The organism is Tropicibacter alexandrii (genome assembly GCF_003667315.2).
Taxonomy (GTDB): domain Bacteria; phylum Pseudomonadota; class Alphaproteobacteria; order Rhodobacterales; family Rhodobacteraceae; genus Tropicibacter; species Tropicibacter alexandrii.
In genome coordinates this window covers 296,239-313,748 of sequence record NZ_RCTZ02000002.1, presented here as the reverse complement: position 1 = coordinate 313,748, position 17,510 = coordinate 296,239, and the positions used below count along the sequence as shown (strand labels likewise).

18 protein-coding genes are annotated in these 17,510 nt (G+C 65.0%); 8 read left to right on the top strand and 10 right to left on the bottom strand.

Features of this window, described 5'->3' with window-relative positions; translation table 11 throughout:
• Positions 1–5: 5 nt before the first annotated feature.
• Positions 6–167, bottom strand: coding sequence for a hypothetical protein (locus tag D8Z78_RS24490; RefSeq protein WP_164932879.1), 162 nt, complete (start codon positions 165–167; stop codon positions 6–8).
• Complete coding sequence (locus D8Z78_RS04110; RefSeq protein ID WP_164932878.1) at positions 164–403, bottom strand: YdcH family protein; 240 nt, start codon at positions 401–403, stop codon at positions 164–166. Before D8Z78_RS04110 ends, D8Z78_RS24490 begins: the two co-directional genes overlap by 4 nt.
• A gap of 148 nt (positions 404–551) precedes the next feature.
• Here D8Z78_RS04110 and D8Z78_RS04105 point away from each other — a divergent pair, with 148 nt between their 5' ends.
• The 7 genes from D8Z78_RS04105 to D8Z78_RS04075 all read left to right on the top strand — a co-directional run bounded on the left by D8Z78_RS04105 (position 552) and on the right by D8Z78_RS04075 (position 9,749).
• Positions 552–1,487: a hydrogen peroxide-inducible genes activator gene (locus D8Z78_RS04105; protein ID WP_121628993.1), complete on the top strand. Its 936-nt coding sequence runs from the start codon at positions 552–554 to the stop codon at positions 1,485–1,487.
• A 168-nt stretch (positions 1,488–1,655) separates the two neighbouring features.
• The gene (locus D8Z78_RS04100) at positions 1,656–2,150 is read left to right on the top strand and encodes a GbsR/MarR family transcriptional regulator (RefSeq protein WP_240671989.1); all 495 of its coding nucleotides are present in this window, start codon (positions 1,656–1,658) and stop codon (positions 2,148–2,150) included.
• A gap of 10 nt (positions 2,151–2,160) precedes the next feature.
• Complete coding sequence (locus tag D8Z78_RS04095) at positions 2,161–3,597, top strand: cytochrome ubiquinol oxidase subunit I (RefSeq protein ID WP_121628995.1); 1,437 nt, start codon at positions 2,161–2,163, stop codon at positions 3,595–3,597.
• Positions 3,598–3,601: 4 nt separating this feature from the next.
• Positions 3,602–4,615, top strand: a complete 1,014-nt coding sequence (locus tag D8Z78_RS04090) for a cytochrome d ubiquinol oxidase subunit II (RefSeq protein ID WP_240671988.1) — start codon at positions 3,602–3,604, stop codon at positions 4,613–4,615.
• Between the two features lie 286 nt (positions 4,616–4,901).
• Positions 4,902–6,662, top strand: a complete 1,761-nt coding sequence (locus D8Z78_RS04085) for a sigma-54-dependent Fis family transcriptional regulator (RefSeq protein ID WP_121628996.1) — start codon at positions 4,902–4,904, stop codon at positions 6,660–6,662.
• A gap of 141 nt (positions 6,663–6,803) precedes the next feature.
• Positions 6,804–8,603 carry an NAD(P)/FAD-dependent oxidoreductase gene (locus D8Z78_RS04080; RefSeq protein WP_121628997.1) on the top strand — a complete coding sequence of 600 codons (1,800 nt, stop codon included), beginning with the start codon at positions 6,804–6,806 and terminating at the stop codon, positions 8,601–8,603.
• 93 nt (positions 8,604–8,696) lie between these two features.
• Positions 8,697–9,749 carry a 2,3-butanediol dehydrogenase gene (locus D8Z78_RS04075; RefSeq protein WP_121628998.1) on the top strand — a complete coding sequence of 351 codons (1,053 nt, stop codon included), beginning with the start codon at positions 8,697–8,699 and terminating at the stop codon, positions 9,747–9,749.
• Positions 9,750–9,830: 81 nt separating this feature from the next.
• Here the strand turns inward: D8Z78_RS04075 and D8Z78_RS04070 are convergent, their stop codons facing one another.
• From D8Z78_RS04070 to D8Z78_RS04035, 8 genes are all read right to left on the bottom strand, one after another.
• Complete coding sequence (locus D8Z78_RS04070; RefSeq protein WP_121628999.1) at positions 9,831–10,574, bottom strand: HpcH/HpaI aldolase family protein; 744 nt, start codon at positions 10,572–10,574, stop codon at positions 9,831–9,833.
• Entirely contained in the window at positions 10,571–11,506 is a 936-nt protein-coding gene (gene kce, locus D8Z78_RS04065) for a 3,5-dioxohexanoate:acetyl-CoA acetone transferase (protein WP_121629000.1), read from the bottom strand. The genes D8Z78_RS04070 and kce overlap by 4 nt, the downstream gene beginning before the upstream one ends.
• Before the next feature lie 52 nt (positions 11,507–11,558).
• On the bottom strand, positions 11,559–12,428 hold the full coding sequence (locus D8Z78_RS04060) for a transporter (RefSeq protein WP_121629001.1): 870 nt from the start codon (positions 12,426–12,428) through the stop codon (positions 11,559–11,561).
• 43 nt (positions 12,429–12,471) lie between these two features.
• The gene (locus tag D8Z78_RS04055; protein WP_164932877.1) at positions 12,472–12,993 is read right to left on the bottom strand and encodes a flavin reductase family protein; all 522 of its coding nucleotides are present in this window, start codon (positions 12,991–12,993) and stop codon (positions 12,472–12,474) included.
• Between the two features lie 78 nt (positions 12,994–13,071).
• The gene (locus D8Z78_RS04050) at positions 13,072–14,244 is read right to left on the bottom strand and encodes a p-hydroxyphenylacetate 3-hydroxylase oxygenase component (protein ID WP_121629002.1); all 1,173 of its coding nucleotides are present in this window, start codon (positions 14,242–14,244) and stop codon (positions 13,072–13,074) included.
• 23 nt (positions 14,245–14,267) lie between these two features.
• Positions 14,268–14,942: an alpha/beta fold hydrolase gene (locus tag D8Z78_RS04045; protein WP_121629003.1), complete on the bottom strand. Its 675-nt coding sequence runs from the start codon at positions 14,940–14,942 to the stop codon at positions 14,268–14,270.
• Complete coding sequence (locus D8Z78_RS04040; protein ID WP_121629004.1) at positions 14,939–15,409, bottom strand: nuclear transport factor 2 family protein; 471 nt, start codon at positions 15,407–15,409, stop codon at positions 14,939–14,941. Before D8Z78_RS04040 ends, D8Z78_RS04045 begins: the two co-directional genes overlap by 4 nt.
• A complete protein-coding gene (locus tag D8Z78_RS04035; protein ID WP_121629005.1) occupies positions 15,406–16,320 on the bottom strand; it encodes a VOC family protein in 915 nt (304 codons plus the stop codon). The genes D8Z78_RS04040 and D8Z78_RS04035 overlap by 4 nt, the downstream gene beginning before the upstream one ends.
• Positions 16,321–16,764: 444 nt before the next feature.
• On the opposite strand from D8Z78_RS04035, the gene D8Z78_RS04030 reads away from it, so the two are divergent.
• Positions 16,765–17,508 (top strand): TetR/AcrR family transcriptional regulator, encoded by a 744-nt coding sequence (locus D8Z78_RS04030; RefSeq protein ID WP_121629006.1) that lies wholly within the window; start codon positions 16,765–16,767, stop codon positions 17,506–17,508.
• Positions 17,509–17,510 lie beyond the last annotated feature (2 nt).

Sequence of the window (17,510 nt, the reverse complement as noted above, 5' to 3'; positions counted from 1 at the left end):
CAGGGTCACGCAACCGCCCTGTCATGCTCAGGGTGCGGAGCGGCATGCGGGCTGCCGCCGTCGGGGCCGTCGTCATCCTCGTCGGCGATGGCGCGGCGCATGTCGTCGAGATCGGCGCTGTGCATCAGGCGCAGGCCACTGGTCTGGAAAACGAGATTGAAGATCATGAGTGCGCCGCCACCGGCATGACCTTGCGGTCCGGGCTGCCGACAAGTTTCGAGTAAAAGGTGATCTGGTCCTTCAGCTTCAGGCGCTGGCGCTTCAGCCGCTGCAAGGCCACGCTGCAGGGCATGGGGCGCTGCAGCTCTTCGTCGATCTGCACCCCAAGCTGATGATGGCGGCGGCGCAGCCGGGCCACCTTTTCCGGAAGAGCGTTGAGCAGCCGGGCGGGGATCGTCGTCATTTGAAGTCTCCTGTGTTTGTGGGTGCAGGCGATCTTTCCTGATCGCCCCCGGAACATGGGAAGGCCAAATGATCGGCAGAAGGCAGCCGGACCTGAAAACTCGATAGGCATTTCCTATATTCCCAACAGCCAATGCGAGGAGGCCACGATGTCCGCTGAACTCACCCTGCGCCAACTGACCTATTTCGCGGCCCTTGCCGAAACCCGCCATTATCGCCGCGCCGCCGAGCGGGTCGGCATCAGCCAGCCGTCGCTGAGCCAGCAGATCGTCGGGCTGGAAGCCGCCTTGGGCGTAACGCTGGTAGAGCGCGGTCAGCGCGGGGCGGTGCTGACACCGCAGGGCCGCATGATACTGGCCCAAACGCTGCGTGTGCTCGAAGAGACCGAGCATCTCAAAGCATTGGCGCAGGATGCCCGCGACGGCGTCACCGGGACGATCCGCCTTGGATCGACGCCCACGCTGGGGCCATACCTGCTGCCGCATGTGATGCGGCGGCTGCACGCGGCCTATCCGGAGGTGAAGGTGGTCATTCGGGACGCGCCACCCGCCGCCCTGCAAGATGAACTCTTGACCGGTCAACAAGACCTGATCCTGACGCAACTGCCCGTACCCTCGGGCGATGTCACGGCCATGCGGCTGTTCCGCGAGCCGCTGAAGCTGGCCATGGCTCTGGACCACCCTCTGGCACGGCGAGAGACCATCCGCGATGCCGATCTGGCCGGTGTCGATGTGCTGTCCCTGTCCGACGCCTATCGGCTGCACGCGCAAGTTGCGGGTTTGTGCGAGGATCTGGGGGCCACGCTGCGCCGCGACTACGAGGGCACCAGCCTCGACGCGTTGCGCCAGATGACGGCGCTGAACATGGGGGTCAGCTTCCTGCCCGCGCTTTATGTCCGGTCCGAAGCTTCGCGCGAAGCGGGCGACGTGATCGTCAAACCCTTTCGATCCGGGCGCCTGACCCGCTCCATCGGGCTAGCATGGCGCCGCCGCTCGGCGCATATCCGGATCATCCAGAAACTGGCCACCATCATTTCGGACGTGGTCCGGGAAACCTTTGCCGACCACGTCATGCTGGAATTGTAGGACCGCGACACCCCTGTTGACCTTTTCGTGAGGTCAGCCGGAACCGCTGGATAAGCGCGCCATTGGGTTTATCTGTTTTTTCAGAAATTACTGAAAATTCGGAAAGCCGCGAAAACGACGATGAACCTTCCTCCGCTCCACCAAGAATTCGTACTTCACTTCGGCGAGATGGGCAGCCGTTGGGGGATCAACCGCACCGTGGGCCAAATCTACGCGCTGTTGTTCCTGTCCGCCGACGCGCTCAACGCCGACCAGATCACCGAGGCGCTGGGGATCAGCCGGTCGAACACCTCCATGGGCCTGAAAGAGCTTCAGGCCTGGCAGTTGGTTCGGCTGAAACACGTCCCCGGCGACCGCAAGGATCATTTCACCACGCCCGACGACCTCTGGGAAATCGTCCGCATCCTGATCGACGAGCGCAAGAAACGCGAGATCGACCCGACCCTGACCAAGCTGCGCGCGCTCGAAATGCAGGGCCCTGCGGGCGACGATTATTCCGAGGCGCGGATATCCGAGCTGCGCGAGATGATCGAGATGATGACCGAATTCTACGAGGACATGGCCCGGCTGGAGACCGAGAAACTGGTCAAGCTGATGACCTATGGCAGCAAGATCGCGGGCCTGATCGACAAGGCGGGCGGGGTGCTTCCCGCCAGACGTTGAGGACATGACAATGGACGTATTGGACACACTTCTGCTGAGCCGCATCCAGTTTGCGGCCAATATCTCGTTTCACATCCTGTTCCCGACCATCACCATCGCGCTGGGTTGGGTGCTGCTGTTCTTTCGCCTGCGCTTTGCCGCGACGGGCGACGACAAATGGATGGCCGCCTACCGGTTCTGGGTGAAGGTCTTTGCCCTGAGCTTTGCCATGGGCGTCGTGTCGGGCATCACCATGTCGTTCCAGTTCGGCACCAACTGGCCGGGCTTCATGGAGACCGTGGGCAATATCGCCGGGCCCTTGCTGGCCTACGAGGTGCTGACCGCCTTCTTCCTTGAAGCGGCGTTCGTCGGCATCATGCTGTTCGGATTTTCCCGCGTGCCCGCGTGGCTGCACATCACCGCGACGGCGCTGGTGGCCTTTGGCACGCTGCTGTCGACCTTCTGGATCATCGTACTGAACAGCTGGATGCACACGCCGCAAGGGTTCGAGATGATCGACGGCGTGGCCCATGCGACCAGCTGGTCCGAGATCATCTTCAACCCGTCGATGCCCTACCGCTTTGCGCATATGGTGCTGGCCTCCTTCCTGACCGTCAGCTTTCTGGTGGCGGGCGTCTCGGCCTTTCGCTGGATCCTTGGCGATCGGTCGCGGGACGTGCGCGCCACATTGAAGACCGGCGTGGCCATGGCGGCGCTGCTGATCCCGATCCAGATTTTGGCGGGCGACATGCACGGGCTGAACACGCTGGAGCATCAACCGCAAAAGGTCGCTGCAATGGAGGGCAACTGGGACACCGGGCCGAACGTGCCGCTCTTGCTGTTTGCCCTGCCCGATGAGGCCGCGCGCGAGAACCGGTTCGAGATCGGCATCCCGAACGGGGCCTCGCTGATCCTGAAACACCACGCCGATGGCGTCGTGCCCGGCCTGAACGACTTCGTCGCCGAGGACGGCACACCGCTGCATCCGCCGGTCAGCCCGGTCTTCTGGTCCTTCCGTGTCATGGTCGGCACCGGTTTTGCCATGCTGGCGCTCAGCTGGTCCGCCGCCTTCCTGATGTGGCGCAGGCGCGACCGTCACGAGGGCCGCATCAAGGGGCACTGGATGGCCGTCGAAGGCCTGCCAAAGCCGCTGATCTGGGCGCTGGTGCCGATGGCCCTCTCGGGCTGGGTGGCCACGCTTGCGGGCTGGTACACGACCGAGATCGGCCGCCAGCCGTGGCTGGTGCAGGGTGTCATGACCACCGACATGGCGGTGGCCGACGTGCCCGCGCCGATGGTGATGGGCACGCTGGTGGGCTACCTCGCCGTCTATGCCGCCCTGCTGATCGCCTATGTCGGTGTCATCGCCTACCTCGCGCGCAAGGCCGCGCGCGGGGCCGACGACCCGGCCAATGACATGACACATTCGGGCAAGGCGCAGGTCGCCGCCCTCAACCCTGCGGAGTAAGCCGATGCTGCCTGACTTCTCCAACCCCGCCGACTGGCTGCCTTGGGCCTTTGCCTCGCTGATGGGATTGTCGATCCTCGTCTACGTGGTGCTGGACGGGTTCGACCTTGGGGTCGGCATCCTGTTTCCGCTGGCGGAACCGCACGAACAGGACCGCATGATCGGCTCCATCGGGCCGTTCTGGGACGCGAACGAGACATGGCTGGTGTTGGCCGTGGGGCTGCTGCTGGTGGCCTTTCCCACCGCGCACGGCATCATCCTGTCGACGCTGTACCTTCCGGTCTTTGCCATGCTGATCGGGTTGATCGCGCGCGGCGTGGCCTTCGAGTTTCGCGCCAAGGCCCGCACCCGACACAAGGCGCTGTGGAACCGTCTGTTCTTTGCCGGGTCGCTGGTGACGGCGCTGGCGCAGGGCTTCATGCTGGGGCTCTATGTCATGGGGCTTGAGCAGACGGCGCAGACCTACCTGTTCGCGGCGCTGACAGCGGTCTTCCTGACGGTGGGCTATGCCTTCATCGGGGCGACGTGGCTGATCCTCAAGACCAGCGACGCGCTGCAACTGAAGGCCGTCCAATGGGCACGGCAAAGCCTTTGGGCCGTGATCGCCGGGATCGGCGCCATCTCGCTTGCGACACCGCTGGTCAGTGCGCGGATTTTCGACAAATGGTTCACCTTTCCCGAGGTGTTGTGGCTTTTGCTGCTGCCGCTGTTGTCAGGGGGGTTGGTGCTGATGCTGTGGCGCTTGCTGCGGCGGATGCCGCTGCCTTCGGACCGCCTGAGCTGGTTGCCTTTCGCGATCTCCAGCGGGCTGTTCGCCACGGCCTATCTTGGCCTTGCCTACAGCTTCTATCCCTACGTGGTGCCGGATCGCTTGACGATCTACGAAGCCGCCGCCGCACCGGAAAGCCTGCTGATCATCCTCATTGGCGCCTGTTTCGTGGTGCCCACGATCATCGCCTATTCGATCCTCGCCTACGTGATCTTTCGCGGCAAGGCGACCGAATTGCGCTATGAGTGAAGCAGCAGGGCCCTGCGGGCATGTGGCGCGACGCAAAGACGGCTCCGTCAGTGCAGGCCCGGCCTATGCAACACGGGTGTCCACGAACGGCCTCACATGTCGCCCTGGAGGGTGCTGACATGTGACCAGCCGACCCAATCCGGACCTTCGCAAAAGCGCCCCGACCAACCGCAGCCAGCCCCGCTCACCGGGCAAAGCGTCGGAGGCGAACCAGTCCTGTCTCATACGATAGTCTACCCTTGGTGGAGCGTCGAATTGTAGTACTGTGGCGTCCGAGGAGGTGGTCATGCTGGAACGACGTCACGTCGAGGAGATTGCCCAGGTTCTGGATGGTCAGGCGACCGGACGGGACAGCTATGTCGATGCGTCGTGGCGGCGCTGCGTCGAACTGTATGGCATGGACCCGACACGCAGCGATCCGGCGCATATCGTCACCGAGGCCGAATTCCGCACCCATCGCGAGCAGGCCGAATGGATGATCGGTGCCGCCCGTTCAAGCCTGCAAAGCCTGTTTCGCCAAGTGAGCGGCCAGAATTACGTGCTGCTGTTGACGGACGCCAAGGGCGTTTGCGTCGATTTCCTTGGCGATGACCTCTTTGTGGACGAGTTGCGCAGTGCGGGCCTGTACCTCGGCTCGAACTGGTCCGAGGATCAGGCCGGGACCTGTGGGGTCGGTGCTTGCATCGTCACCGGAGAGCCGGTCACCGTACATCAGGACGACCATTTCGGAAACGCGCATACCGGGCTGTCCTGCACCTCTGCGCCGATCTACGACAGCCTCGGTCAATTGGCGGCGGTCCTCGATATTTCACTGCTGCGGTCGCCCTCGCCCAAAAGCAGCCAGAACCTTGCCATGTCGCTGGTCACGGCGGCGGCGCGGCGGGTCGAGATGGCCAATCTCATGGCCGCCAGTCGCCGGGAATGGGTGCTGCGGTTTTCCTCCAGCCCCGAATTTCTCGATGTCGACCCCGAGGCGGCGGTATCGCTCGACGGGTCGGGACGGGTGATCGGGGCCACGCGCGCGGCCACGCGGATGCTGGCGCGGGGCGGCAGCCTGATCGGCGAACGGATCGACGGGCTTCTGGGGTTGAGCGTCGACGATCTGCCCGACCTCATGCGCGACCGCCCGACGGAAGAGCGCGTCGTGGCGCTGGGGGATGGCGGGGCCGTGTTTGGCCATGCCATCGCACCACAGGCTCCACGGCGCACGGCCGCGCGGCCCGACACCGTGTCACGACAGGTGCGCGGCGGGGCCTTGGCCAGCTTTGCGGGCAGCGATCCCGGTCTGGCGCGGGTCCTGACACAGGCCGAACGCTTGGCGCCGACCCCTGTGCCACTGTTGATTTCGGGCGAAAGCGGCAGCGGCAAGACCAAGCTGGCCCACGCCATCCACATGGCCTCGCGGCGGGGCCGGTTCGTGACGCTCGACTGTGCCGGATTGCGCGGCGAGGACCTGCGCGATGCGCTGGCAGACCAGCAGGGTCCGGGCACGCTGTTGTTGCGCCGGATCGAGGATTTGCACCCGGACACGGCGCGGGTTCTGGCCGGTGCATTGGATCACGCGCCCGACCTGCGCCCGGTGTCGACCACCAGCGAACCGGCCTCTGACCTGATCGCCCGGAACACCCTTCCGGCGGCGTTGTATTTCCGGCTGTCGGGCAGCGTATTGGAGCTGCCGCCCTTGCGCGAACGGCAGGACCTCGGCTGGCTGATCGACCGGCTGTTGCGGCGGCATCGTGGCGGCGACATGCGCCTGACGCCCTCGGCGCGGGCCGAGCTGATGGCGCGGGACTGGCCCGGAAACCTGCGGGAGCTTGGCAATGTGCTGGAGGTGGCCTGCGCGATGGCGGAGACGACGGTGATCGACCTGCCCGACCTTCCACCCGCCCCGCAACAGCGCAGGCAGGACCAAGACCCCGAGCAGGACCTTGAGGCCGTTCTGGATGCCTGCAACTGGAACATGGCCCGTGCCGCGCGTCGGTTGGGGGTCAACCGCTCGACCGTGCTGCGCCGCATCCGCAAGGAAGGGTTGCGCGCGCCACAGTGAGATGTTGCGCGGCGTTGCGTGTGCAACATGCTGCATGGCAGCAACGCGGCAGAGCCAGATTTCATGCGGATTTCCCTAGAGGCGAAGCGGCCTGTTTCGCCACTCTCCGTCCCATCACATTGCTGATGAGGAGGAAACGCAATGCTCGACTCGACAGTTACGGCGCAAGTGCAGGACATGCTCGACAGCCTGAACGCCGCCTTGGAGGAAGGCGACGCACAGGCCGCAAGCGCGCTGTTTGCCACCGACAGTTACTGGCGCGATCTGGTTGCCGTCACATGGAACCTGAAGACGGTAGAGGGGCCGTCCGGGGTGCAGGACATGCTGACGGCGCAGTTGAAACACACCAAGCCGCGCGCATTCGCCATTCAGGACGGCGAGATCCCGTCGGAGGATGGCGGCGTCGTCACCGCTTGGATCACCTTCGAAACCGCCGTGGGCAATGGCTGGGGCCTGCTGCGCCTGAAGGACGGGCGGATCTGGACGCTGCTGACCGCGCTTCAGGAATTGAAGGGCCATGAGGAGAACCGGGGCAAGCGCCGCCCGATGGGCGCCGAACACGGTGCTGCCAAGAACCGCAAGTCGTGGAAGGAAAAGCGCGAGGCCGAGGCCTCCGAGCTAGGCTATAGCGAACAGCCCTACACGGTGATCGTCGGCGGCGGTCAGGGCGGCATCGCGTTGGGCGCGCGGCTGCGGCAGCTGGGTGTTCCGACCATCGTTCTCGACAAACACGACCGGCCCGGCGACCAGTGGCGCTCTCGCTACAAGTCGCTCTGCCTGCATGACCCGATCTGGTACGACCACCTGCCCTACATCAAGTTCCCCGACAACTGGCCCGTCTTCACGCCCAAAGACAAGGTCGGCGATTGGCTGGAAATGTATACCAAGGTGATGGAGATCAACTATTGGACCCGCTCCGAGGTGCAAAGCGCCCAGTATGACGAGGCCAGCGGCACTTGGACGGTCAAGGTCAACCGCGACGGCGAAGAGGTCACGCTGTGCCCCACCCAACTGGTGCTCGCCACGGGCATGTCCGGCAAGCCCAACATGCCCGACTTCCCCGGAATGGACACGTTCAAAGGCACGATCCAGCATTCCTCGCAGCACGAGGGGCCTGACGCGTGGACCGGCAAGAAGGTGGTTGTCGTGGGGTCCAACAACTCTGCCCATGACATCTGCGCCGCGCTTTGGGAGGCGGATGCCGATGTGACGATGGTGCAGCGCAGCAGCACCCATATCGTGCGCTCGGATACCTTGATGGATATCGGGCTGGGCGCGCTATACTCCGAAGAGGCGGTGGCCAATGGCGTGACCACGGAAAAGGCCGACATGATCTTTGCCTCGCTGCCCTACCGGATCATGCACGAATTCCAGATCCCGCTCTATGATCAGATGCGCGAGCGCGATGCCGAGTTCTATGCCGGGCTTGAAAAGGCAGGCTTCGATCTGGATTGGGGCGACGACGGGTCGGGCCTGTTCATGAAATACCTGCGGCGCGGCTCGGGCTATTACATCGACGTGGGTGCCAGCCAGTTGATCATCGACGGCGAGGTGAAGCTGGTCAAAGGTCAGGTCGACCATTTCGACGAAACCGGCGTGGTGCTGTCGGACGGCACGCATCTGGACGCCGATCTGGTGGTGATGGCGACGGGCTATGGCTCGATGAACGGCTGGGCCGCCGACCTGATTTCCCAAGACGTCGCGGACAAGGTCGGCAAGGTCTGGGGGCTTGGGTCCGACACCACCAAGGACCCCGGCCCGTGGGAGGGCGAGCAGCGCAACATGTGGAAGCCGACCCAGCAGGAAAACCTGTGGTTCCACGGCGGCAACCTGCACCAGTCGCGGCATTACTCGCTGTATCTTGCGCTGCAACTGAAGGCCCGGATGGAAGGGATCGAAACCCCCGTCTACGGCCTGCAAGAGGTGCATCACCTTTCGTGATGCATCGATCGGGTGTGCCTTGCGTCAGCACACCCTTGCGCCCGGCAACTCCTCCGCCGGGCGCATCCTTTTGACTGACATCGGAGAAGTTTCATGAAAGCAGCACGTTGGCATGGCGTGAAGGATATTCGCGTCGAAGATATCGCCGATCCCACGCCCGGCAAGGGCGAGGTCAAGGTCAAGGTCGCTTGGACCGGCATCTGCGGCAGCGACCTGCACGAATACCTCGCCGGGCCGATCTTCGTCCCCGTGGACGAAGTCCACCCCCTGAGCCATGACAAGGCCCCGATCACCATGGGGCACGAATATTGCGGCACCGTCTCCGAGTTGGGCGAAGGCGTCACCGGCCTTGCCGTGGGCGACCGCGTCGCCATCGAGCCGATCTTTGCCTGTGGCGACTGCCCGGCCTGTCTGGAAGGCAAGTACAACCTCTGTGACAGCCTCGGCTTTGTCGGCCTGTCCGGCGGGCATGGCGGGTTTGCCACGCACAGCGTCGTGCCCGCACGCATGGTCCACAAGATGCCCGATGATCTGTCCATGGAACAGGGCGCGCTGGTCGAACCGGCCGCCGTGGCCCTGCACGCCGTGCGCCTGTCCAAGATCAAGGCAGGCGACAAGGCGGCGGTGTTCGGCGCGGGACCAATCGGGTTGCTGGTCGTGGAATCGCTGCGCGTGGCCGGGGCGTCCGAAATTCACGTGGTCGAACCCTCGGAGGTGCGGCGGCAAAAGGCGCTGGATCTGGGCGCGACCTCGGCCATCGACCCGATGGCGACGGATGCGGTCGCGTCGATCCGCGAGGCCACGGGCGGCGTTCACGTGGCCTTCGAAGTGACGGGCGTGCCGCAGGTCCTCCCGCAATGCATCGACGCCACCCGCCACGAAGGGCAGGTTCTGATCGTGTCGATCTGGGAAAGCGAGGCGTCGTTTCAGCCCAACACGGCCGTCCTGAAGGAACGCCAGTTGCAGGGCACCATCGCCTATCGAAACGTTTACCCGGCGGTGATGGCGCTGATGACCCAAGGCTATTTCAGCGCCGAGCAACTGGTGACGAAACGGATCGCGCTGGATGACATCGTGGACGAGGGGTTCGAGGCACTGGTGGCCGAGAAATCCCATGTGAAGATCCTCGTCGAGGCACCGGACTGACGACCGGACAGGCCCGGGCACCCGGCCGCCGCAATGTCAGGCGGCGGTCGGTCATGCCCGCTTCGGGTGCCCGCAGCCCGGTCACTCGAACAGCCGGGGACGCGCGGCGTTTGCAGCGCTTCTCAAAAAGCCCTGATCGGAGCCGGTCAGGAAACCGGTCGCCCCCAAATCGCGCATCGCAGTCACGTCGGCGCGGTCGGCTGCAAGCACGAGGGCGGGCAGAGCGGCGGATTTCGCCGCCGCCAGCAGATGCGCAACCGCGCGGTCGAGCCCGCCCTCTTTTGCCGCCGCGCCCATGCTGGCCCCAAGGTCGGCGCGACCGATGAAGATCGCGTCGAGCCCCTCTGTCGCCACGATCTCGTCGATCCGGTCGAGGGCTTCGGCGTCTTCGATCATCGCGATGACGGCGCTGCGCGCGTCCTGCGCCGCCATATGGTCCGCCACGGGCACACCGCCGAACGCGCCTGCGCGGGTTGTGGGGGAAAGCCCGCGCGCCCCTGCATAGCGCGCAAGTGCAACGATCTCGCGGGCGACAGCGGCAGAGGTCACATGCGGCACCAGCACGCCGTCGGCACCGCTGTCCAGCACGCGCAGGATATCACCCGGCTGACGCACCCGCACCAGCCCCGCCATGCGATGCGCCCGGCAGGCCAGCAGGATGGCATCGGTCGTTTCCGGGCTCAGCGGCGCGTGTTCCTCGTCGATCACCACGACGTCAAAGCCCAAAGAGCCAAGGATTTCGGCAGGCTGGGTCGAGGGGATCTTGAGAAAGGTGCCGAGCATCGGTTCGGGCGCGCGCAGGCGGGCGCGAAAACCGGCCCTCATCCGAAGGACACCTTGTCCCGGCCCTTGGTCCCGAGCATTGCGCGGGCTTCGTCCGGTGTGGCGATCTCGTGGCCCAGATCCTCAAGGATGTGTCGGATATTGGTGACCATCTGCGCATTGCTTTCCGCCAACTGGCCCTTGGCGATATAGAGGTTGTCCTCCAGCCCGACGCGGACATGCCCGCCAAGGATCGCCCCCATGGTCACCAGCGGGAATTGCGACCGGCCCGCGCCCAGCACCGACAGCAGGTGATCGTCGCCGAAAAGCCGCTGCGCCGTGGCGCGCATGTGCATGAGGTTTTCCGGATCGGTGCCCTGCGCCCCCGTCACGCCAAAGATCGCCTGCACGAAGAACGGCGGCTTCACCAGCCCCCGATCCGCGAAATGCGCGAGGTTATACAGATGGCCGGTGTCGTAGCATTCGAACTCGAACCGGGTGCCGGTTTCGGACAGCTTGGCCAGCACCGTCTCGATCTGGGTGAAGGTGTTGGACATGATGAGGTCGCGGGTGCCGCGCAGGTAGTCGACCTCCCACGACTGCGGATCGCGACAGGCCTTTTCAGCCGCCGAGATGTTGAAGTTGAACGACCCCATGTTGAGCGAGGCCAGTTCCGGCGCGGCTTGCAGCGCGGGGGCAATGCGGGTCTCCATCGACATGCCCAGCCCGCCACCGGTTGTGATGTTCACGATGGCATCGGTGGCGGCATGGATGCGCGGCAGGAAGGCGGCGTAATGCGCCGGGTCCTGACTGGGCGCGCCGGTCTCGGGCACGCGGGCGTGCAGGTGCAAGACGGCGGCCCCCGCCTCGGCGGCGGCAATGGCGCTCTCCGCGATCTGATCGGCGGTCACCGGCAGGTAGGGCGACATGGATGGCGTGTGGATGGAGCCGGTCACGGCGCAGGAAATGATGGTCTTGTTCGAAGTCCGGGGCACGGGGTGTCCTTTGGATTGGATCGGCCCGGATCGCCCCGGGCCGTGGATGGGATCAAAACACCTGCACAAGGCGCAATTGCACGACGCTATCGTATTCAAAGCCGCCTTCGACATTGAAATCCTTGCCATACATGGCCTGAATCTGGGTCGTGGGGGTGAGGAAATGCGTGCCATAGATGCGCGCCTGATCGCGATGCGCCTTCAGGCCGGTCTCGACCCCGTTGACCTTCTGTGCCCCGCCGCGCTGGCCGGAATAGCCGATGGCGAGCGACGTCGTAGGCCCCCACTGCTTGCGCAGCATTGCCTGAAGCTGCCATGCCGGAGCGCGTTCATATGTCTGGCTGTTCTCCTCGTGATCCTGTTGCAGGGCCACGTCCAGCACACCATCGAAATAGAAGCCGCCGCCAAGCCCTTGGATCAGGCCGACCTGCGGCGTGATGGTGTAGGTGCCCTCGCCGATGCCGATCCGGGCCGGATCATAGGCCCCGGTGGGCAAGGTCACGAAAAGCGAAAATCCCAGCGTGGTGCCGGTATCCGGGTTGTCCGGCTGCACCGGCCAGAGGGTCAGGCCCAGCGTCGTGTCCCCCACCCCTTCGGAGGTGCTCTGCTTGATCGTCCCGATATTCGCGGTGCCGATGCTGGCAAACGGCGCAACCACGTGGAACGCGGCAGGCATGTCTCCCAGCGTGAAATAGTTCAGGCTGCGCAGGATGGCGATGTCGGCATCAAAATTGGACCCGGGGATCTGGTTGCCATTGACCGTCAGCTTGTCCGAAGACAGGTGCTGCCAGTAGAGCATGCCCAGCGTCGTGCCCCCCGGCAGGATCGTGTAATCCGCCGGTCCCACATCGATGGCGTGCGCCGGTGCGACCGCCATGGCCAGCGCCACCGCAGCGGCGCCGAAAGTATACGTCGTCTTCATAGGGTCTCCTCCCTGAGTTTTTCGAAGATGGGAACGCGGGAGCTTACTCGGCGGCCACTTGCGGATGGGGCTGCGCCAGCGAGTATTGGCCCCTGTGGTACAGCAGCGGCGCGCTGTCCGAGGTCTCGAACCCGGTGACGCGGCCGATCAGGATCCAGTGGTCGCCGCCATCGAGGGTGTTCTCGCGGGCGCATTGGATCGTGGCGCAGGTCTCGGGCAGCAGCAGGCATCCGCCCTGCCCTTCGATGGCGTCGATCCCGGCGAACTTGTCGTCGCTGCGGCGGGCGAAATGGTTCGACAGGTCGATCTGGTCATGGGCGAGGATGTTTACCGCGAAATGGGTTGCGGCCTCGAAGACGGGATAGCTCGACGAGGTCTTGTGCAGGCTCCACAGGATCAATGGCGGTGTAAGAGACAGCGAGTTGAAGCTGTTTGCGGTGACGCCGGCGCGCTGGCCCAGTGCCTGCGCGGTGATCACGGTGACACCGGTGGCAAAGCACCCGAGCGCCGCGCGAAAGGCACGCGGATCGAACCCGCTCTCGGCGGGGAAGTTCATGCTGGCCATGGGGGACCTCCAGTGGGGTGGGATGATCTGACAGGGAAAAGCGGCCCGCCCCGGTGGGCGAAGCGGGCCGGAGATGGATCAGAAGAGCGCGGGATCGGGCTCCAGACCCATCAGCGCGCGTCCGAGGATCTGCGCGCAGATGTCGTAATCGGTATAGGCATGTGCCGCAGTCATGTGGCTGTTGCGGAACAGGCGCTGCGCCTCGGCATCGTCGAACCATGCCGACCCGCCCGAGGCCTCGAACAGGCGGTCGACCGCCGCCACGAACATCTTGACCGCATAGGCCTGATTGGTCCGCCAGAAGGCCATCTGTGTCTCGGTCGGATAGTCGCGTCGTTCGGCATGGTCGCGCATCTCGGCCCATGTCTTTTCCAGAAAGGCCCGGCCAGCGGCCACTTGGTGGGTGCTTTCAGCCAGACGCATGCAGGCCGGGATCGACTGGCCAACCTTCGCGCCGGTATAGGCGCGCACCCGGCCCTGCGTGCGTTCGGTATAAAGCTCGATCATGCGCTCGGCGATGCCGAGGCTGACCGCCGAGAAACAGCTGGCAAAGACATAGATGAAGGGCACGTGATAGATCTGGCTGTCAGGGTACAGCGCGCCGCCCGCCGAGGTCAGGGTCATCAGCGCGGGCACGCTTTCGATGCGGTGCTCGGGCACGAAGGCATCCTTGACCACCAGCGTCTTCGACCCGGTGCCGCGCATCCCGGCGGTGTACCAGTTGTCCTTGATCTCGTAGTCGCTGCGCGGAACGATGGCAAAGCTGTAGACCTTGCCCAGTTCCGCGTCGTCGCGCAGGAACCCGAGGATCGCCCAAGTCGCGTGATCGCAGCCCGACGACCAGCCGAATTCGCCGGAAAAGCGCACGCCGCCCTCGACTTCGGTCGCCTGTCCATAGGGCGCGATAGAAGACGAGGACAAGGTGTCCGGGTCCTCGCCCCAGATCTCGTCCTGCAAGGTCTTGGAATAAAGCGCGATCTGGTGCGCGTGCTCCGCCAGCAGCGAGAATGCCCAAGCGGTCGATCCGCAGGCCGTGGCGATCAGCGCGATGCAGTTCTCGAAGTCCGGCACCGGCATTTCCAGCCCGCCATAGGCCTTTGGCTGAAAGGCCCGGTGCAGGCCGGTGCCCTTGAGCAGGTCGATGTTTTCCGCCGGGACCATGCGGTCCGCTTCGGCCTTGGGGGCGTTGGCCTTGATCTGGGGCAGGACCGCGCGAACGCGGTCGATCATCGGGGTTGTGTCGTCGAACATGGGTGGTCTCCTCCCTGTGGATGTCAGTTCGAAAGGAACGCGATGGCCGCGTCCCGAAAGCGGGCATCGGCGGTCAGGCCGACATGGCCGGGGCCATCGATCAGCTGATGCGTGGCGCCCGGCAGCGCCGCGACGAGCCGCGCGTCGGGCTGGGCAACCGTGTCGTTGCGGCTGTTGAAGATCAGGATCGGCGCCGTCGCGGCGGCGAGCCGCGCCTCGGTCAGAACCGGGTTGGCGGGCCGTTCCAGCACGGCAGCCAGACAGGCCGGGTCCGATCCGCTTTTGGTCGCATAGGCCAAAAGGGCTGCAACCTGCGGCGGGTGGTCCGCCGTTTCGCCGCGCAGCGCCGCGACGATGGCCGGACCGGCAGCCTCGGGGGCAAAGAGGTTGTCGCCGATCCCGCCCAGCGCCAGCTTGCCCTGCGCACCGGGATAGCGCGCCTCCAGTTCCAGCAGCAGCTTGGTCCCGAGCGAAAACCCGATGGCCCCGTGCAACCCGGTGGGCAGTTTCCCGGCAAGGTCGCTGGCAAGGTCGGCATAGGCCTGTGGATCATGCGGACCGCCCTGCGGGCCGTGGCCTGCGATGTTCACGCCGACCGGCTCGAACCCGGCATCGCGCAGCGCCGCGTCCCAGCCATCGGCCTGCCATGTGGCGGCGTAAGAGCCGCCCCAGCCGTGGACAAGTGCAACCTGCTTCATGCCGGGACTCCCTTGGCGGCCTGCGCGGCTTTCTTCAGGTCGGGTGTGTCGGCCCCGGCAAAGATCAGCACGCCCCGCACTTCGCGAAAACGCCAGCCGTCCGGCGTCGCGACGCAGTCAAAGGTGAAGTCCGCCAGCGAGGATGGCGCTTGCAACGGCAAGGGGTGCGCACCCGTGCCGGAAAACACCGTGACCGTCGCGGCAAGCCTTGTGCCCGCGCCGGGCAGCGCCCGCAGGTTGGTACACAGATGCCGGGTGCTGCGCTGCCGCTCGGTCGAAAGGGTGCGACGGGCAGCGAAGTAGCGGGACAGTTCTGCCGTGCCCTCGGCCCGAAAGCTCTCGATCGCCAGCGCGCCTTCGGGGGTGAACAGGTCCGCGCCGGGCGTGTCGTCCACCTCGTCCACCACCGCCCAGAAGCGCAGGACAAGATCCTGCGCCGCCAGGAAGGTTTCCGCCGACAGGCTCACGATCCCACCGTCATGAAGGTCTCGGCCATCTCGTAGCCCCAACCGTTCATCACGTCCGCAAGCTGTTCGGGTGCAATGTCCACGTCGAGCGGGGTCGCATCGTCGGCGAATTGCTCCATCCCCGACGAGAACTCGTTGCGGTTGCCGAAGGGATCGAAGGCATAGGCGTAGTTGTTGGTGCCAAAGCCGGTGGATTTGCCCAGACCCGCATTGTGCCGCCCCGGCCCGAATTCCCAGCGATGGCCGGTTTCCAGCAGCCGGTCCGACAGGCGGAAATAGTGATTGCCGTCCTCCACCGCAAAGGCCACGTGATGCAGCCGGTCCGAGGGCCGCACCGCCCGCATGTAGGCGATGTCATGGTCATAGGCCGACCCGCGCAGCCAGATGCCCGCCAACTGCCCGCCCACGGAAATGTTCAGGGAGGACTTGAAGCCGATCATCATCAAGAAATCGCGCATCACCGCCGGATCGACTTCGCCCAGCAGGTTGATGTGGTCCATGTCGGTGGGGATATGAGAGCCCTTGGCGTCGAAGTCCGAGATGCCCGCGCGGCGCTCCGCCCCGCCAGTGCACAGCCGCAATTCGTGGCCCGAGGGCAGGTGGAATTTCAGCGTCGCGCCCTCGCCCGGACGGCTGTCGCCATTCAGACGCTCGGTGGCCACGCCTTCGGTCTTCAGGATGCTCTCGACCCGGTCGAGATCCTCTAGGTCATCGACGCCAAAGGTGAAATTCTCCAGCGATTGCGTGCCCTTGACCAGCGTGATGTCGGCGGCCTGACCACGGCAGGCAAGGTGGACGGTGTCGGCGTCGCGCGACAGCACCGTCAGGCCCAGCACGTCCTCGTACCAGGCAAGCGCGCGGCCAAGATCGCCAACCCTGATGGCGGCGTGGTCGATACGGTTGATCCCCATGATGTGATCCTTCTCTTTGTCAAAACTGTTCGGGACGGCCACCGTGTCGGGGCCGCATGACGGCAGGCGCAGAGCCCTGCCGGAGACCAGACAGACAGCCGCCGCCGCACCCGGAGGGGTGCGTTTCACGCGCTGCGGTGTTGGTCACGGAATTGTCGGGTGAGGGCGCGGTATCGCGCCGCCGGATGGCTTAGCCCGGTCGTTGTCGTGTGATCATGTCGTCGTCCTCCCTTCGGGCTCTCCCGGGCCCTCGTTGCTGGCTGCCTCTCAGCTGCCATGTCCAAAGCCTACGCCAGATTGTAATTTGAACAAATAGTCATTTTACTAATTTCGCAGCGTGGAATTGGCGCGGCGGTGCAGCTTCGGGGTGGCCCCGGCGCTGCTGCTGCGGCATATCTCGGACGCTGTCCGTCGAAATCCACTGTCAGAGGCCCTGTTTCGCGCATGTCAGAAAACACCGAAAACGCCGACGAGGCCATTGTCCGCATGGGCTACCGCACGGCGCGGAACGGTCGCCGTGCCGAGATCGGGGCCGCGCGGCGGGCAAAGTCGCGCAACACGATTTTGACCGCGGCCTTCGCCTGCTACGGGCGCGCGGATGGGCGCATCGTCCGGATCGAGGACATCTGCAAGGCGGCGGGCGTGGCGCGGGGCACCTTCTACAACCACTTCGACGATCTCGAAGCGCTGCGCTACCAGTTGCTCGAAGAGATGACCGGCGAATTCGACCGGGCCGTGCATCACATGTTCGGCGCCCTGGAAAACGCCGCCGAACAAAGCGCCGTCGCCATCCGCTATTATCTGCACGCAGCGGAAAAGAACCCCGCTTGGGGCTGGGCGATGATCCACTCCAGCGCGCCGGGGCATACCTTTGGCGAGGTGGTCTGGCACAATTCGCTGGTGACGATCCGGCGCGGCGTGGACGAAGGCCTGTTCCACATCCCCACGGCAGAGATCGGGCGGGACATCCTCATGGGCGCGGTCGCGGCGGCCATGGTGTCGATCACCAGCGGCACGACCCCCGACGACTACCCCGAGCAGATCTCCGAACACATCCTGATGGCCTTCGGCATGTCGCAGGCCACAGCGCGCGACCTGTCACGCCGCCCCCTGCCCGCCCTGCCGCCGATCGCGCATGACACCATCGTCATCGCCTCGATGCCCGCGCTGGGGGACATCGCGGATTAGGG

Excerpts from the sequence above, each read along its gene's own strand:
- D8Z78_RS24490 (WP_164932879.1), bottom strand. The coding sequence starts at position 167 with ATGATCTTCAATCTCGTTTTCCAGACCAGTGGCCTGCGCCTGATGCAC.
- D8Z78_RS04110 (WP_164932878.1), bottom strand. The coding sequence starts at position 403 with ATGACGACGATCCCCGCCCGGCTGCTCAACGCTCTTCCGGAAAAGGTG.
- D8Z78_RS04105 (WP_121628993.1), top strand. The coding sequence starts at position 552 with ATGTCCGCTGAACTCACCCTGCGCCAACTGACCTATTTCGCGGCCCTT.
- D8Z78_RS04100 (WP_240671989.1), top strand. The coding sequence starts at position 1,656 with ATGGGCAGCCGTTGGGGGATCAACCGCACCGTGGGCCAAATCTACGCG.
- D8Z78_RS04095 (WP_121628995.1), top strand. The coding sequence starts at position 2,161 with ATGGACGTATTGGACACACTTCTGCTGAGCCGCATCCAGTTTGCGGCC.
- D8Z78_RS04090 (WP_240671988.1), top strand. The coding sequence starts at position 3,602 with ATGCTGCCTGACTTCTCCAACCCCGCCGACTGGCTGCCTTGGGCCTTT.
- D8Z78_RS04085 (WP_121628996.1), top strand. The coding sequence starts at position 4,902 with ATGCTGGAACGACGTCACGTCGAGGAGATTGCCCAGGTTCTGGATGGT.
- D8Z78_RS04080 (WP_121628997.1), top strand. The coding sequence starts at position 6,804 with ATGCTCGACTCGACAGTTACGGCGCAAGTGCAGGACATGCTCGACAGC.
- D8Z78_RS04075 (WP_121628998.1), top strand. The coding sequence starts at position 8,697 with ATGAAAGCAGCACGTTGGCATGGCGTGAAGGATATTCGCGTCGAAGAT.
- D8Z78_RS04070 (WP_121628999.1), bottom strand. The coding sequence starts at position 10,574 with ATGAGGGCCGGTTTTCGCGCCCGCCTGCGCGCGCCCGAACCGATGCTC.
- D8Z78_RS04060 (WP_121629001.1), bottom strand. The coding sequence starts at position 12,428 with ATGAAGACGACGTATACTTTCGGCGCCGCTGCGGTGGCGCTGGCCATG.
- D8Z78_RS04055 (WP_164932877.1), bottom strand. The coding sequence starts at position 12,993 with ATGGCCAGCATGAACTTCCCCGCCGAGAGCGGGTTCGATCCGCGTGCC.
- D8Z78_RS04050 (WP_121629002.1), bottom strand. The coding sequence starts at position 14,244 with ATGTTCGACGACACAACCCCGATGATCGACCGCGTTCGCGCGGTCCTG.
- D8Z78_RS04045 (WP_121629003.1), bottom strand. The coding sequence starts at position 14,942 with ATGAAGCAGGTTGCACTTGTCCACGGCTGGGGCGGCTCTTACGCCGCC.
- D8Z78_RS04035 (WP_121629005.1), bottom strand. The coding sequence starts at position 16,320 with ATGGGGATCAACCGTATCGACCACGCCGCCATCAGGGTTGGCGATCTT.
- D8Z78_RS04030 (WP_121629006.1), top strand. The coding sequence starts at position 16,765 with ATGTCAGAAAACACCGAAAACGCCGACGAGGCCATTGTCCGCATGGGC.